This is a genomic window from Streptomyces durocortorensis (genome assembly GCF_016901035.1).
GTDB lineage: Bacteria > Actinomycetota > Actinomycetes > Streptomycetales > Streptomycetaceae > Streptomyces > Streptomyces durocortorensis.
In genome coordinates, this window is record NZ_JAFEUF010000059.1 from 1 (window position 1) to 14,994 (window position 14,994).

The window sequence follows — 14,994 nt, forward strand, 5'->3', positions numbered from 1 at the left end:
GGGCGGCCGCGGCGCCCCGGGCCGGGGCTACTCCACCCCCACCCCCCCCCCCCCCCGCCCCCCCCGCCCCGGCCCCCGCCCCCCCCCGCGGGGGCCCCCCCCCCCCCCACCCCCTCGACCGCCCCACCCGCCGAAGGAGCACCAGGTGGCAGCCCCACTCGCCCGGCCGGCCAAGACCCCAGCACCCCCGTCCGCGCCGCCGCCCGGCGTATCCGTCGTATCCACCGGACCGGGAAAGCCCGGCGCCCCTGGCGGCCCCGGCACACGACGCGGACAGCGCCGGGCCGTCGCCCTGTTCACCGTCCCGTTCTTCGCCCTCTTCGCCGCCGTCACCGTCCTGCCGATGATCTACGCGGCCTGGATGAGCCTCTACCGGGAGGAATCCTCCGGCCTGGGATTCGGCGGAACCGAGCGCGTCTTCGCCGGGTTCGGCAACTTCACCGAAGCCCTCGGCAACGAAGCGTTCCTCCGCTCCTTCGGGAACATCGCCCTCTACTGCGCCCTCTACATCCCCGCGATGGTCGGCGGTGCGCTCATCCTGGCCCTGCTCGTCGACTCGGCCATGGCCCGGGCCAGGCGCTTCTTCCAGATCGCCTACTTCCTGCCGCACGCGGTGCCCGGCCTGATCGCCTCGCTGATCTGGCTCTACCTCTACACACCCGGCCTCAGCCCCGTCACCGAAGCCCTCGACGCGTTCGGTGCCGACTGGAACTTCTTCGGCGAGGACGAGGCGATCTTCTCCGTCGTCAACATCTCCGCCTGGCAGTGGACCGGCTACAACATGATCATCTTCTACGCGGGCCTCCAGGCCGTCCCCCGCGAGGTCCTGGAAGCCGCGACCGTCGACGGAGCCGGCGCCCTGCGCACCGCCCTCCAGGTCAAGATCCCCATGATCCGGCCGACCGTCGTGCTGACCCTCCTGTTCACCTGCGTCGGCGCCATCCAGCTCTTCGACGCCCCCAAACTCGTCCAGCTCCGCGCCAACACCATGGGCGAGGACTGGTCGCCGACCATGTTCATCTACACCGCGGCCTTCAAGGGCCACGACTACGGCCTGGCCGCCGCGAGTTCACTTCTGCTCGCCCTCGTCGCCGGCCTGCTGTCCTTCGTCGTCACCAAGCTCGGCAACCGGTGGAAGGCCTCATGAGCACCCAGACAGCCCACCGCGAGGCACCGGCCGCCGCCACCCGGCGCGAGGGGACCGGACGCCGCACCGCACCACGGCCGCCCGCACGCCGGAACCGCACCGGCGGCCTCACCTCCCGGGTGGCGGTGAACGCCGTGCTCGCCGTCGTCGCCGTCTACACCCTGATGCCGCTGACCTGGCTCCTCATCGCCTCCACCAAGAGCTACCGGGACCTGTTCGCCACCAACCCGTTCAGCCTCGGCGACTTCGCGTTCCTGGCCAACCTGAACGCCCTCCTGGAATACAACGACGGCGTCTTCGTCCGCTGGATGCTCAACAGCCTCCTCTACACCGTCGTCGCCTCCCTCCTCTCCACCCTCATCTCCGTCGCCTGCGGCTACGCCTTCGACAAGTACGCCTTCCGCGGCCGGGAGAAGTGGTTCGGGATCGTCCTCGTCGGCGTCCTCATCCCCTCCACCGTCGTCCAGCTACCGCTGTACCTGATGGCCTCCGAACTGGGCCTCGTCAACACCTACTGGGCCGTCCTGATCCCCAGCCTCGTCAACCCCTTCGGCGTCTACCTGGCCCGCGTCTTCTCCGAGGGGTACGTGCCGGGCGAGGTCCTCGAAGCCGCCCGCGTCGACGGAGCCGGAGAGGTGCAGACCTTCGTCAAGGTCGCCCTGCCGATGCTCGCGCCCGGCTTCGTGACCATCTTCCTGTTCTCCTTCACCGCGAGCTGGAACAACTTCTACGGCGCGCTCATGATGCTCAACGACGACCGGCTCTACCCGGTCAACCTGGGCCTGTTCATGTGGAACCAGAACGTCTACCAGCAGCCCGAGCTCTACCCGCTGGTCATCATCGGCTCCCTCGTCGCCGTCGTCCCCCTGATCGTCGCCTTCCTCTGCCTCCAGCGCTTCTGGCGCTCGGGCCTCACCGCAGGAGCCGTCAAGTGAGCCACCCCGCCACGCCCCGGGTGACCCGCCCCCGCACCGTCCTGGCGATGAGCGGCGAGACCCGGGCCGCGATCCTCGCCCCCGAAGCCCTCGACCGGCTCGCCCGCGTCGCCGACCTCGACCCCCGCCTCCTCGTCACCGACTTCGGCGCCGACGACCCCGCCCAGCGCACCGGACTCCACCAGGCCGAGGTCCTGTTCACCGGCTGGGGCTGCCCCCCGCTGGACCCGGCCGCCCTGAGTGCCATGCCCCGGCTGCGCGCCGTCGTCCATGCCGCAGGATCCGTCAAACACCACATCACCCAGGACGTCTGGGACCGGGGCATCGCCGTGAGCACCGCCGCGACCGCCAACGCCTTCCCGGTGGCCGAATACACGGTCGCCGCGATCCTCTTCGCCAACAAGAACATCCTGGAGAGCGCCCGCGTCTACCGGCAGGCACGCTCCCGGGTGAACCTCCTCGAACGCTTCCCCGGCGTCGGCAACTACCGCCGCACCGTGGGCATCGTGGGCGCCTCCCGCATCGGACGCCGCGTCGTCGAGCTGCTGCGCCCCTACGATCTGCGCGTCCTGGTCCACGACCCGTACCTCGGCGAGGCGGAGGCCAGGGTCCTCGGCGTGGAGCGCGTCGGGCTCGACGCCCTGGCGGCAGAGAGCGACGTCGTCACCATCCACGCCCCCGAACTCCCGGGAACCCGCCACCTGTTCGACACCGCGCGCCTCGCGCTGATGCAGGACGGGGCGACCCTCGTCAACACCGCACGCGGCTCCCTTGTGGACACCGACGCGCTGGTGAAGGAGCTGGCCACCGGACGCCTGAACGCCGTCCTCGACCACACGGAGCCCGAGGTCCTCCCCGCCGAATCGCCCCTCTACGACCTGCCGAACGTGCTGCTCACCCCGCACATCGCCGGCTCGCAGGGCGGCGAGCTCCACCGGCTCGCCGACGCCGCCGTCGATGAGCTCGAACGGTACGCGCACGGCCTGCCGTTCGCCCACGCGGTGGACCCCCGGACCCTGCACCAGCAGGCCTGAACCCGCCCCCGTCCCCGTACCCACCTTCGTACCTCCCCGGGAGACCTGCCATGTCCCGTGCCCGCCGTGTGCTCGTCGTCGGCATCGACGGAGTGCGCCTCGACACCCTGAACCGGGTGCCCACCCCGCACCTCGACACGGTCGCCGACGCGGGCTTCCTGGCCCCGGTGACGGTGGCGGAGGGCACGCCCACCATGTCGGGGCCGTGCTGGGCGACGATCGTCACCGGCGTGACCGTCACCAAGCACGCCGTGTGGAGCAACGACTTCAGCGGCCACCGCCTCGGCGTCTTCCCGGACTTCGCCACCCGCCTGGCCCGCCAGGACGGCCGCCGCACCTATGTCGCAGCGGCCTGGGAACCGCTGGTCACCGTTGCCGACGGCGGTCCGATGTTTCGCCGGCCGACCCGGCTCACCCACCACGCACCCGCCGCCGACACCCCCGCCGCCTGGGAGGAGGCCGACGCCTGGACGGGCTGCGACGCGGTCGCCGTTCTCACCTCCGAGGATCCCGAGGCGTCCTTCGTCTACCTCGGCGCTCCCGACGAGACGGCCCACCACCTCGGCTGCGGCGACGGGTACGAGGCATCGGTCCGGGCGGCCGACCGCCGCCTGGGCGATCTCCTCGCCGCCCTGCGCGCCCGGCCCTCCTACGAGGACGAGGCCTGGACCGTCCTCGTCGTCACCGACCACGGGCACCGGGACGAGGGCGGCCACGGCGGGGGCAGCCCGGCCGAACGCACCGCCTGGCTCGCCTGCGCGGGCCCGGACATCCCCGCCGGGGCCCGCCCCCCCCGCCCGGGCCGGCACGAGGACGTCGCCGCCCAGGTGTACGCGGCCCTGGACCGTACGCCCGACTCGCACTGGACGCTGGAGGGCCGCGAGGTGCCCACCGTGCCGCGCGGTGTGCTCCTCGACATGGACGGCACGCTCGTCGACACCGAGCCGCTCTGGCTGGAGGCGTGGGGGGGCGTCGCGGCGGCCCACGGCCACACCCTCACCGAGGAGGACGAGGCCGCGGTCCTCGGCCGCACCTGCGCCGACACCGCCGCCCGCCTCGTACAGCTGTGCCCGGAGACCACCACGGTCGGCGCGCTGGAAACCGAACTGGAGGACACGTTCCTCGCCGCGGTCGAAGCCGGCGTGGACCTGCGGCCCGGAGCACGCGCCCTGCTGGACCGGCTGGAGGCGGAAGGCCTGCCCGCGGCTCTGGTGTCGGCTTCGCCGCGCCGCGTGGTGGACACGGTCCTGCGTACGTTGGGCGGAGAGGTGTTCCGAACGACGGTGGCGGACGGCGAGAGCGACCGCTCCAAGCCCTTCCCGGACCCCTGTCTGAAGGCGGCCGCGCGCCTGGGGCTGCCACCCGAAGCCTGCTTGGCGGTCGAGGACAGCCCCACCGGGGTGGCCGCCGCCGAGGCGGCGGGCTGCCGGGTGCTGGCCGTGCCCTCGCGGACGCCGATCACGCCGGCCCCGGGGCGACGGGTACGGACGGATCTCACGGACTTGCTACGCGAATGGGGGCAGGGGGAGCCCGCCTGACGTGACGCCGTGAACACGCCGGGGACCGGCGGGCAGCACACTCCCTCCGGCCCCCGGCATCTCCGTCGTCACGCGGCCTGTACCCGCCCCGAGGGCAGCACCGCGATCATCCGGGCCACCGTGCGGGCCATCGCGTCCCGGCCGTCCGCCAGATAGCGGCGCGGGTCCACGCCCCGGTCGTCCTGGGCCAGCCGCTCCCGTATCGCGCCGGTCATCGCGATGTTCAGCGCGGTGCCGATGTTGACCTTGCGGATGCCGCCCGCCACGGCCCGGGCCAGCTCTTCGTCGGAGGCTCCGGACGAACCGTGCAGCACCAGCGGGACCGGCACGGCCGTCCGCAGCCCGCGCAGCAGAGCGTGGTCGATGACGGCGTCCCGCGAGGTCATGGCGTGCGAGGTGCCGACCGCCACGGCCAGCGCGTCGACCCCGGTGGCCGCGACGAACGACCGCGCCTCCTCGGGATCCGTACGGGCCCCGGGCGCATGGGCGTCGAGCGCCGGCTCCCCGTTCTTGCCCCCGACCTGCCCGAGCTCCGCCTCCAGCCACAGGCCCCGCTCGTGCGCCCATACGACGGCGGCGCGGGTCGCCGCCAGGTTCTCCGCGTACGGCAGCCGGGCGGCGTCGAACATCGCCGAACTGAAACCGCAGTCCGCCGCCCGGTGCAGCAGTTCGGTGGACTGCACATGATCGAGGTGCAGCGAGACGGGGACGGAGGCCTGGTCCGCGATCTCCGCCGCGGCGCGCGCGAGCGGGCGTGGCCGGCCCCGGTGGTAGGCGACCGCGTTCTCACTGATCTGCAGGATCACCGGCGACCCCGCAGCCTCCGCGCCCTCGGCGACGGCTTCCGCGTGTTCCAGGGTGATGACGTTGAACGCGGCGACCGCACCGTGCTGTGCGGCGGCCTCGGCGATCAGATCGCCGGTGGCGGCGATGGGCATGGCGACTCCGGGATGAGGGTCCGGTGGGCGGGGAGGAGGGCGGCCTGGGCCGTCAGGCCGTGCTGCTGAGGATGACCGAGCGGGTGAGGTGGCGCGGCCGGTCCGGATCGAGCCCCCGCGCGTTCGCGATGGCCAGCGCCAGCCGCTGCACCCGGACCAGCTCCGCCAGCGGGTCGAGGCCGCCGGCCACCCACCGGGCGCCGGTCGCGTGCACCTCGTCCATCAGGCCGGACGGGGCCTCGCCGAGCATCCAGGTCGCGGTGGAGCGGGTGGAGATGCTGATCGGTCCGTGCCGGTACTCCATCGCCGGGTACGCCTCGGTCCAGGCGAGCGCCGCCTCGCGCATCTTCAGCGCCGCCTCGTTGGCGAGCCCCACACTCCAGCCCTGCCCGAGAAAGGTGAACTGGCTGCACTCCACCAGACCGGCGGGCAGCGGCTCGGCCAGCGCGACCTGGGCGTCCTCGACGACGGCGTCGCTGTGCAGGCCCAGATGGGCGCGGAGCAGGGTCAGCGCCGAGGTCGCGAAGCGGGTCTGCACGACGGACTTCTCGTCGGCGAACTCCAGCACGATCGTGTCGTCGGCCATCGCTGCCATCGGGGTGTCGGGGTCGCCGATGACCACCGTGCGGCGGGTCGTGTCACCGATCTGCCCGAGGAGTCCGAGCACCTCCGTCGTGGTGCCGGAGCGGCTCAGCGCCACGACCCGGTCGTACGGGCGGCCGGCCGGGAACTCCGACGCGGCGAAGGCGTCGGTCTCGCCCTGGCCGCTGCCCTCCCGAAGGGCCGCGTAGGCCTGGGCCATGAAGTACGACGTACCGCAGCCGACCACGGCGATGCGCTCGCCGGCCGCCGGAAGCCGGTGGGCCAGACCGTCCGCCATGCCGGCGGCCACCTGCCAGCAGTCGGGCTGGCTGGCCAGCTCCTGAGCCACGTGCGTCATCTGTGCTCCCTGTTCGTGGTTCCCGGGCGATCGATGCTCGAATCTGCATATTAGGCGAGCATTTCAAGCAATATCAAGCAGATGAGTGGGAGGTTCGTGCGCCCGGCGCGGCCTCGCCCCGGCCATGGCCACGGGGGCGGCCACGTCCGGGCACCGCTTCGCGGAAGCGCAGTCCGCCCTGCGTCGATGGGTAGGGTGGCTGCGCTTCGCGACATCTGCGGAGTGATCGAAGCAAGAGGGATGGATTCATGGGTTCGCTGTCGGGAAAGGTCGCGTTGGTCACGGGCGCCAGCCGCGGCATCGGGCGGGCGATCGCCCGGCGGCTCGCACGTGACGGGGCCCTGGTCGCCGTTCATTACGGTGAGCGGGGGGACGCGGCCCAGGAGGTCGTCGAGGAGATCGGGAAAGCGGGCGGACAGGCTTTCGCGGTGGGATCCCTGCTCGGAGTCCCGGGGGACGTCGAAGCCCTGTACGAGGCGTTCCGCGCGGGAATGGCGGCCCGGGGAGAAGAACCGGTGCTGGACGTTCTGGTCAACAACGCCGGTGTGAGCGGATCCGGGCGGATCAGCGATGCCTCACCGGAGGTCTTCGACCGGATGTTCGCCGTGAACGTGAAAGCACCGCTCTTCCTCATCCAGCAGGGGCTGACCCTGATGCGGGACCGAGGACGGATCGTCAACATCTCGTCGGCCGCCGCCCACCGGTCCTTTCCGGAGTCGGTGACCTATGCCATGACCAAAGGCGCGTTGGAGACGCTGACGCTTGCGGTGGCAAAGGAAGTGGCGGAGCGAGGCATCACGGCGAACACCGTGGTGCCCGGGTTCGTGGCGACCGACATGAACGCCCGGCGACGCGAGACGCCCGAGGCAGCGGCGGCTCTCGCGGCGCACTCCGTGTTCGGCCGCCTGGGCCAGCCGGCCGACATCGCCGACGTCGTGGCCTTCCTCGCCTCGGAGGACGCACGGTGGGTCACCGGTCAGAGCATCGACGCCACGGGCGGCATCGGCATCTGAGATCTGAGCGGCCGAAGCGTGCGGCGCCGGGCGGATCGGACCGCCCGGCACCGCACACCTCTCTCGTGTCTCGCGCTCACGCGCCCGCGAGCAGCGACTCCCACGCGGTGGCGGTGTCCGGGTGACGGGCCGGCAGTGCGGCGCCCGCCGGACCCGACGGACCCGCGTCGGGCTCGTCCCACGTGCCGTCGCAGCCCAGCAGCCCAGCGACCGCGTCGAGCGTCCCCGGGTGGGCGAAGAGCAGCGCGGCGCCCCGGCCCCGTGCTCCGGCCGCCTGCGTACAGCCGTCGTCCGACGCACCGGCTCCCGGTATCTCCCGCCACGGCGGCACCCACGCGTCCAGCGCCGCGAGCCGGGCCGGGAAGATCCGCCCCGCCTCCCGGATCAACAGCGGGGCCAGATCCGCGGCGCCGGCGCGCAGCGTCGTGATCAGGGTCGGCAGCCAGGGCAGCAGAACCGGATCCGGCAGCCGCCCGAACGCGTTCGACACCGCCTCCACCACCACGTCGGCCAGCCCCGGCACCGGCACCAGCGCGTGCACGAAGCCGCTGAGATAGCGCGGATAGGCGGGCACCACCATCGGGTTCGCCAGCAACTCGTCGCAGCGCTCCCGCAGCTCGGCCCGGGACAGGGCGCCGAGCTGCACCTGCGCCGCCCACAGGAGCGCCGTCCGCTCCGGGTCCGTGGGGCGGGACTGGGCGACGGCCAGCTCCAGCTGGGCCCGGTCGCAGCCCAGGGACAGCGCCAGGCCCTCCATGCTGAACAGGAAGCCCAGCATCGCCGCCACCTGCCCCGCTGTCGCGTCCTCGTCCGTGAACGCTGTCGGCAGCAAGGTGCAGTAGTGCGCGTAACCCGCCTTGACGAAGGACTCCACCCACGGCGGCAGCACCGGCTCGGCGGTCCGGTAGTACGCCAGCAGCCCCCGGATCCGGCGCAGCACCTCCGGGGCCCCGTCCACCGTGCGCTCGGCGGCCAAGACCTCCAGGGCGCGGGCGCCCAGCTCATCGGCGAGCCGGCGGCCGCCGAGATACAGGGTCGCGTCCTCGACGGCGGCGAGGACGATCGCGGTCGTCGCCCTCGGCCCGTACGCGTCGCGGCGCAGCCGCTGTTCGAGGACCTGCTCGATGCTCACGCCCTCGTAACCGAGCTCGATGAGCGCCCGCTGATGAGTGCCCAGCGCCAGGTCCCACGACTCCTGGATCGACCGCTCGCCGAGCTTCCGCTCACCCATGATCGGCCGGGCCGCGCCGTGCGGCATCAGACGGCGCAGCATCCACAGCACGTCCGAGCACGCCCCCAGCTCCGGGCGGGAGTTCATGTCCAGCAGGGCACGCTGTACGCCACGCTGCTGGAGCTTCAACTCCAGCGGGGCGAGCCGGTCGTGCACATCGCGTGCCAGCGGCGGCAGCGCGTCGTAGCCGACCCGGCCGATCCGGTCGCCGCCCATCATGATCTCGACGAGGCGCCGCACGTCGCGCCGGCCCGGCACCGCGTCCTTCTCGATGCAGGTGATCGCCGCGTCCTGGAAGTCGTACGGGGTGGGCTTGGCCCGGTCCCGCATCCCGGCCAGCAGGATCGACGTCTCGAACACCGCGATGGCATCGGCGGTCGACGCCAGGTAGCCCGCGCGGCGCGCGGCGCGCACGATCTCCACCGACCAGCCCAGCAGCTCGGCCTCGTCCAGCGTGTCGAGGACCGGAGGCTTCCGCAGAAACCCGGAGAGCCGGTCGTCGGCCGCCTCCGGCGGGGGAGCGGTGACGGCGGGGGCCGCCTTCTTCGTCGCACGGGGCTTCTTCGCGCCGTCCTGCCCGGCCAGCCGGTAGGGCCGCACCCGGGTGCGTTTGAGGTTCTTCGCCCACTGGCTCGCGGCGATCGACACCGACCCGGAGGCCAGCCCGAACTGCGCCTCGATCGCCGCATGGCTGGACGGGATCAGCCCGTGCTGCCACGTCGTCGCGGAGCGCGGGGAGATCTCGTACGAACCGCTGCCCGCCACGCCGAACTCCTCGACCCGGCTCGCCGCGTGGAAGGCGCCGCACACATACAGGCAGTCCTGCGGGTCCACCCCGCCGACGGCCAGGTGCTCCCGCATCCGGGTCCACATGTACCGCTCGCGCTCCTCGTCGACCCGGACCCGGTCGCCGTCGCCGGGAGCGAGCCGCCGGAACAGGCTGCCGACGAGGAACATCACCTGGCGGTAGGCGTCGTGGTCGCTGTCGCCGAGCGGAACCTCGACGTACTGGTGCCACCATTCCGACCAGTGCCGCACCTTGCCGTGGCGCAGCAGATGCTCCTCCAGCTCCGCGAAGCGGGGCCGCAGGTCGCCGATCTCCACGCCGACCGCCTCACCGTGCAGCGCCGCCTCGGGCTCCGGAGCCCCGTCCGCAGGACCGGACGACCCTTCCGGCCCGCGCTCGCCGTGGCGGCTGTCCCACTGGAAGACATGGTCCGAGGACCGGTCGACGAGGACCAGCTCCACACCCGGGGTGTCCAGGGCGTACGCGATGGCCTGGTACTCGGCGGAGGCCTCGGTGATCGGGGCGACGACCGACAGCGGGGCCCACTCGGCGGGAAACCCGTCGACGTCGCTCGCGAAGGCCTGGACCGCCACCGGCAGGCGGCAGTTGCGCAGTTCGCCGAGGAGCGGCGCCATGTCCTCGCACAGCTCCAGATACACGACCTTGGGCTGCTTCTCGCGCAGCCGGCGGGCCATGGCGAGGGCGGAGGCGGGGGAGTGGTGGCAGACCGGGAAGATCTCCAGCGGCTCACGCACCGCCCGGTCGACGTCGTCGACCATGCCGAGGAGGATGCCCTCCAGGGCGCCGGGCCCGTCGGCGAAGACGGCGGCTGCCTCGTGCAACTGCCCGCGCAGCGCGGCGAACGACGTCTGTCCGGGGCCGCTCGTGGGGGATCCGCTCATGACAGGGTGGCGATCGTGTCGCGGCCGCCGTCCAGGAACTCCGGCCAGGAGCCGCCCTCCTGCTTGCTGCGCGGTTCGACGACCCCGTGCAGATACTTGTTGAAGATGGCCAGGTCCTCCGGATCCCGCCGCGCCAGTGAGCCGACGAGCGAGGAGGCGAGGGACCGTGCGGTCAGCGTGCGCTCCCCGAAGAAGTTGCTGTGCAGGACGGCGTCCTCCAGCACACCGATCTGCTCCGCCGTCGACAGCGCCGACTCCAGTTTCTCGTCGTCGCTGCCCGCCGCGGCGGCCGAGGCCCGCAGATCGGCGAAGCTCCGGAGCAGGATGTCGAGGAGCGTCGGCGGCACGTCCAGGTCGATCGCGTGCCGGCGCAGCAGTTCCTCGGTGCGGAAGCGGACGATCTCCGCCTCGCTCTTCTTGTTCGTCACGACCGGGATGCGCACGAAGTTGAAGCGGCGCTTCAGCGCGGACGAGAGGTCGTTGACGCCCCGGTCACGGCTGTTGGCGGTCGCGATGATCGAGAAACCGGGCTTGGCGAAGACGATGTTGTCACCCGCGTCCGCGCCGTCGCTCTGCAGCTCGGGGACGGAGATGTACTTCTCCGAGAGGATCGAGATCAGCGCGTCCTGGACGTCGCTGGTGGAACGGGTCAGTTCCTCGAAGCGGCCGATGGTGCCCGTCTCCATCGCGGTCATGATGGGTGAGGGGATCATCGACTCACGCGACTGCCCCTTGGCGATGACCATGGACACGTTCCACGCGTACTTGATGTGGTCCTCGGTCGTACCGGCCGTACCCTGCACCACCAGCGTGGAGTTGCGGGAGATCGCGGCGGACAGCAGCTCGGCCAGCCAGCTCTTGCCGGTGCCGGGGTCTCCGATCAGCAGCAGACCCCGGTCGGAGGCGAGGGTGACGATCGAGCGCTCCACGAAGCTGCGGTCGCCGAACCACTTCTGCGAGATCTCCCGGTCCAGGCCGTCGGCGCGTTCGGACCCGAGGACGAACAGCCGGACCATCTTCGGGGAAAGCCGCCACGAGAACGGCTTGGGGCTGTCGTCGATCGACTCCAGCCAGTCGAGCTCCTCGGCGTACTTGGTCTCGGCGGGGGCACGCAACACGTCGGACATCGGAAGGCCTTTCTGAACAGGCGGGAAAGTGAGAAGGGGGAGAGGGCCTGAAAGGGGGAGGGAGGGGAGGCCGCGCGACAACGGGTGGTGGCCACGCCCCGCAGCGCCTAGGTGAGGAGCGACTTGAGCTCGTGCACGAGCTTGTTCATGTGCCCGGAGACCACGGGTGTGCCCAGGGCCTTGAACCGCTCCCGGAACCACGGGTTGACCTCCTGCCGCCCGGAGCTCGTCACCGAGCCGACAGGGATGAACTTCACCCCGGAGCGGTGCACGGCCTCGATGCCCTCGAACAGCGGCTGGGAGCGGTCGAACTCGTAGAAGTCCGAGATCCACACCATGACGGTGTTCTTCGGCTCGGCTATCTTCGGGCGGGCCATCGCCATCGCGACGGGACCGTCGTTCCCACCGCCCAGATTCGTGCGCAACAGCACGTCGAACGGGTCGTGCACCCACGGCGTGAGATCGATCGACCGGGTGTCGTAGGCGATGAGATGAACGTCCACCTTCGGCAGCCCGGCGAAGATCGAGGCCAGAATCGTGCAGTTCACCATCGAGTCGACCATCGAACCGGACTGGTCCACCACGACGATCAGCCGCTGCGGCGTCGTCCTGCGCACGGTGTGCCGGTAGTAGAGGCGGTCCACATACAGCCGCTCCTCCTCCGGGCTCCAGTTGGTGAGGTTCTTCCAGATCGTGCGGTCCAGGTCGAGGTTGCGGAAGACGCGCTTGGGCGGCACCGAACGGTCCAGCTCGCCCACGGTGGCCTTCTCCACCTGCGTACGCAGCACCTCGGCCACCTCGTCCACGTAACGGCGGATGAGCGACTTGGCGTTGGCGAGGGCCACCCCCGACAGATTGCCCTTGTCGCGCAGCAACTGCTCGATCAGCGACATGCTGGGCGTCAGCCGCGCCGCCAGCGCCGGATCGGCCAGCACCTCCCGCAGCCGCATGCGCCCCACGAGGTCGCCCTCGATCGCCGCCAGCTCGGGCCCGAGACCGCCGGCGTCCAGGCCCGCGCCCGCCGCCCGCCCGCCGAGGAGCCCGCCCGGCGGGCAGCCCAGCGCACGCTCCAGCCAGCCCGCGTCGGACTGCCAGCGCGCCAACTGCTCGGCGGTCACCGCGCTCGAACCGGTCGCGAAGACATTCAGCAGCACTTTCGACACCAGCGCGGCACGCCGAACCTCCGCCGCCCGGTCACGGGAGCCGTCCGCATCGTCGTCCGGCGTCATCAGCCCGTCGAACTCGGCGGCCAGCTCCGGATGGCGCTGCACGACCGAGTCGACCGAGGTCCCGGGATCCAGCAGCGCGGACGGCAGCCCGACGTCCTCGACCACTCCCAGACTCGCCGACTCCAGCGCGGGCTGCTCCTCACCGTCGAAGAGACGGGCCAGGAGCCGCCAGTACAGCACCTGACGGCGGTTCTCGTACGGGTCGGGCCCGGCCGGGGACGGGACTTCGGGGCCCGGCGACGGCCGGGTGAGATCCTCGGTCATTTCCGCAACAGCCTTCCCGCGCGTTCGCGCAGCACGGCGACGGCGTCGGTGGCGGCCTTCTCCGCCCGGACACCGGCCTTGTCCGTGGTGCCGCCCGCCCACGCCCCGGCGTGCACGGCGACGGTCTTCTTCCGCACGGTCGCCTCGACCGCGAGCGGCTGGAGGAGGAACTCCCCGGCATCCCAGCGCAGCAGCCCGACACAGGCACCGGAGGCGGCGACCGCCTCGGGCGTCAGCGGACCGGCGGCGGGCATCCGGTCGGTGTCGACGGCCACGGTCAGCCCGGCGAGATCGAACGCGAGGCGTCCCTCCTCGCTCCTGGTCGTGTACCCCTCCAGCAGCACCGGAACGGCGATCCGGACGGGGTGCCGGTCCAGCGGCGCGATACGGGCGGCCGTCGCGGCCGACAGCATCACGCGCGCCGTGGCGAAGGCGTCGGCGGGCTCACCCGGGCGGGCTCGTTCGTCGTCCCAGACCAGATCCCCCTCGACGGTCACCGGCATCGCGTCCAGCTCCATCGAGCGGCCCTCGCTCACGGCGCCGAGCAGGGACATGTGGGGACGCAGCAACTGCCACAGGCCCGCCCCGACGACCGTGTCGGGCTTCGGCGCCGACACCCCGGCGCGCACCAGACGGGGCGCGCCCCCGTCCGCCGGCTCGAACACGGCGTGGACCTGGGCCTGTACGGCCGTCGCGTGCTCCTGCACATCGACGCCGAGGGGCAACAGGCGGCCGGTCACCGCGTCGGCGGTCCGCTCCCCGGCGGAGCCGGGCACCGTCAACAGCAGGGCGCGCGACCAGAGATCGGCCCAGCGGCGCACCGGCACGCGCTCCAGGGTCGCCCCCGGACAGGAGGCGGCGAGCTCGGCGGCGAATCCGTCGAGCAGCGTCGCCCGACGCCGCAGCCCCGGATCGGGCAGCATCGCGGAGACCACCGGCGCCGCCCCGGCGACCAGCTCGTGGTCGATGCCCCGCCAGCCGCTGCGCGCGAGGTCGCAGAGCCAGCTGCGGGCCGCCGCGAGCAGGTTCGTTCCCTGCTCCGGACCGGCGGCGGGAGCGGGCATCTCCTCGGGGCCCGGCCTGCCGACAGCCTCGTCGATGCGCAGCGCCAACGCGTCGTGCACGGAGCCGAGCAGCGCACTGCGGGCGGCGGCGAGTGCCACGAAGTCGTCCTCCCCGGCGGCCCCGGCCGTCACCCGGCCCGCCGCCTCCGCGACCCGTACGGCCAGCGGGGTGCCGGCCACGGCGTCGGCGAGCCCGGCGACCGCGGCCGCCTGGGCGGGCCCCGGCCGCAGCAGACCGGCCACCAGCACCCCGTCGAAGGCGTCCACGACGGCGAGCGTCTCGTCGAGCCCCTCGACCGGATCGGACAGCAGGTCACCGCGCATCAGGCCACCGCCCGCGTCGACGGGAACCACTGCATCTCGGGCAACGGAAAAGTGACCGGGACCAGTTCGAGATAGGCCAGGTGCCGCAGGAACCGGCTGAACACCTGGGCGGCCGCCGCGGAGTCGCCCTTCACCGGCCGTGTCGCGGTCATGGCGGCGGTGAGGGACTGCGCGTCGGGCTCCCCGTCCGGAGGGTCCACCGCGAGATAACGGGCGACGCGCTCCGCCCCGTACTGCAGCACCGCCTCGCCGACGAGTGCCTGGATGTGCTTGCAGAACATGCCGCGCGCACCGCCGCAGGGCCGGTTGTTGTTGGTGCTGCACGAGAACGCGTACGTCCGCGCCGCCACCGACGACACGTACACCCGCCCGATGTCCGACCCGCTGGAGACGACTCCTTGCAACCGTCCGTCGGCCAGTTCGACGAACGGCACCTTGGCCAGTTTCCGCGGGCGCGCGGGCGCCGTCACCCGCGCGGTACTCGACTGCTCCCAGACCGACAACGCGCCAACTCCCATGCA

Annotated in this window: 12 protein-coding genes; 5 read left to right on the top strand and 7 right to left on the bottom strand. The window is 72.3% G+C overall.

What is annotated here, in order from left to right; translation table 11 throughout:
* The first annotated feature begins 145 nt into the window (after positions 1 to 145).
* Genes JS521_RS14255 through JS521_RS14270 form a run of 4 tightly spaced genes read left to right on the top strand, consistent with a single transcriptional unit; the run spans position 146 to position 4,654 of the window.
* Entirely contained in the window at positions 146 to 1,147 is a 1,002-nt protein-coding gene (locus tag JS521_RS14255) for a carbohydrate ABC transporter permease (protein WP_205083349.1), read from the top strand.
* Positions 1,144 to 2,082, top strand: coding sequence for a carbohydrate ABC transporter permease (locus JS521_RS14260; protein ID WP_205083350.1), 939 nt, complete (start codon positions 1,144 to 1,146; stop codon positions 2,080 to 2,082). The genes JS521_RS14255 and JS521_RS14260 overlap by 4 nt, the downstream gene beginning before the upstream one ends.
* Complete coding sequence (locus tag JS521_RS14265) at positions 2,079 to 3,116, top strand: hydroxyacid dehydrogenase (RefSeq protein ID WP_205083351.1); 1,038 nt, start codon at positions 2,079 to 2,081, stop codon at positions 3,114 to 3,116. Before JS521_RS14260 ends, JS521_RS14265 begins: the two co-directional genes overlap by 4 nt.
* A 50-nt stretch (positions 3,117 to 3,166) precedes the next feature.
* A complete protein-coding gene (locus tag JS521_RS14270; protein WP_205083352.1) occupies positions 3,167 to 4,654 on the top strand; it encodes an HAD-IA family hydrolase in 1,488 nt (495 codons plus the stop codon).
* A 68-nt stretch (positions 4,655 to 4,722) separates the two neighbouring features.
* On the opposite strand, the gene JS521_RS14275 is transcribed toward JS521_RS14270, so the two are convergent.
* A complete protein-coding gene (locus JS521_RS14275; RefSeq protein ID WP_205083353.1) occupies positions 4,723 to 5,592 on the bottom strand; it encodes a class II fructose-bisphosphate aldolase in 870 nt (289 codons plus the stop codon).
* 52 nt (positions 5,593 to 5,644) lie between these two features.
* Positions 5,645 to 6,532 (bottom strand): SIS domain-containing protein, encoded by an 888-nt coding sequence (locus JS521_RS14280; RefSeq protein WP_205083354.1) that lies wholly within the window; start codon positions 6,530 to 6,532, stop codon positions 5,645 to 5,647.
* 248 nt (positions 6,533 to 6,780) lie between these two features.
* On the opposite strand from JS521_RS14280, the gene JS521_RS14285 reads away from it, so the two are divergent.
* Entirely contained in the window at positions 6,781 to 7,545 is a 765-nt protein-coding gene (locus JS521_RS14285) for an SDR family oxidoreductase (RefSeq protein WP_205083355.1), read from the top strand.
* Positions 7,546 to 7,621: 76 nt separating this feature from the next.
* On the opposite strand, the gene JS521_RS14290 is transcribed toward JS521_RS14285, so the two are convergent.
* The 5 genes from JS521_RS14290 to JS521_RS14310 form a co-directional block, all read right to left on the bottom strand.
* Positions 7,622 to 10,465: a DUF5682 family protein gene (locus tag JS521_RS14290; protein ID WP_205083356.1), complete on the bottom strand. Its 2,844-nt coding sequence runs from the start codon at positions 10,463 to 10,465 to the stop codon at positions 7,622 to 7,624.
* On the bottom strand, positions 10,462 to 11,592 hold the full coding sequence (locus JS521_RS14295) for an ATP-binding protein (protein ID WP_205083357.1): 1,131 nt from the start codon (positions 11,590 to 11,592) through the stop codon (positions 10,462 to 10,464). Before JS521_RS14295 ends, JS521_RS14290 begins: the two co-directional genes overlap by 4 nt.
* A 107-nt stretch (positions 11,593 to 11,699) precedes the next feature.
* The gene (locus JS521_RS14300; protein ID WP_205083358.1) at positions 11,700 to 13,085 is read right to left on the bottom strand and encodes a VWA domain-containing protein; all 1,386 of its coding nucleotides are present in this window, start codon (positions 13,083 to 13,085) and stop codon (positions 11,700 to 11,702) included.
* Positions 13,082 to 14,473, bottom strand: a complete 1,392-nt coding sequence (locus JS521_RS14305) for a hypothetical protein (protein WP_239487266.1) — start codon at positions 14,471 to 14,473, stop codon at positions 13,082 to 13,084. Before JS521_RS14305 ends, JS521_RS14300 begins: the two co-directional genes overlap by 4 nt.
* Positions 14,473 to 14,991 carry a hypothetical protein gene (locus tag JS521_RS14310; protein WP_205083360.1) on the bottom strand — a complete coding sequence of 173 codons (519 nt, stop codon included), beginning with the start codon at positions 14,989 to 14,991 and terminating at the stop codon, positions 14,473 to 14,475. The genes JS521_RS14305 and JS521_RS14310 overlap by 1 nt, the downstream gene beginning before the upstream one ends.
* Between the last annotated feature and the right edge of the window lie 3 nt (positions 14,992 to 14,994).

Coding starts and splice junctions, on each gene's coding strand:
- JS521_RS14300 (WP_205083358.1), bottom strand. CDS start 13,085: ATGACCGAGGATCTCACCCGGCCGTCGCCGGGCCCCGAAGTCCCGTCC.
- JS521_RS14270 (WP_205083352.1), top strand. CDS start 3,167: ATGTCCCGTGCCCGCCGTGTGCTCGTCGTCGGCATCGACGGAGTGCGC.
- JS521_RS14295 (WP_205083357.1), bottom strand. CDS start 11,592: ATGTCCGACGTGTTGCGTGCCCCCGCCGAGACCAAGTACGCCGAGGAG.
- JS521_RS14310 (WP_205083360.1), bottom strand. CDS start 14,991: ATGGGAGTTGGCGCGTTGTCGGTCTGGGAGCAGTCGAGTACCGCGCGG.
- JS521_RS14285 (WP_205083355.1), top strand. CDS start 6,781: ATGGGTTCGCTGTCGGGAAAGGTCGCGTTGGTCACGGGCGCCAGCCGC.
- JS521_RS14260 (WP_205083350.1), top strand. CDS start 1,144: ATGAGCACCCAGACAGCCCACCGCGAGGCACCGGCCGCCGCCACCCGG.
- JS521_RS14275 (WP_205083353.1), bottom strand. CDS start 5,592: ATGCCCATCGCCGCCACCGGCGATCTGATCGCCGAGGCCGCCGCACAG.
- JS521_RS14290 (WP_205083356.1), bottom strand. CDS start 10,465: ATGAGCGGATCCCCCACGAGCGGCCCCGGACAGACGTCGTTCGCCGCG.
- JS521_RS14280 (WP_205083354.1), bottom strand. CDS start 6,532: ATGACGCACGTGGCTCAGGAGCTGGCCAGCCAGCCCGACTGCTGGCAG.
- JS521_RS14305 (WP_239487266.1), bottom strand. CDS start 14,473: ATGCGCGGTGACCTGCTGTCCGATCCGGTCGAGGGGCTCGACGAGACG.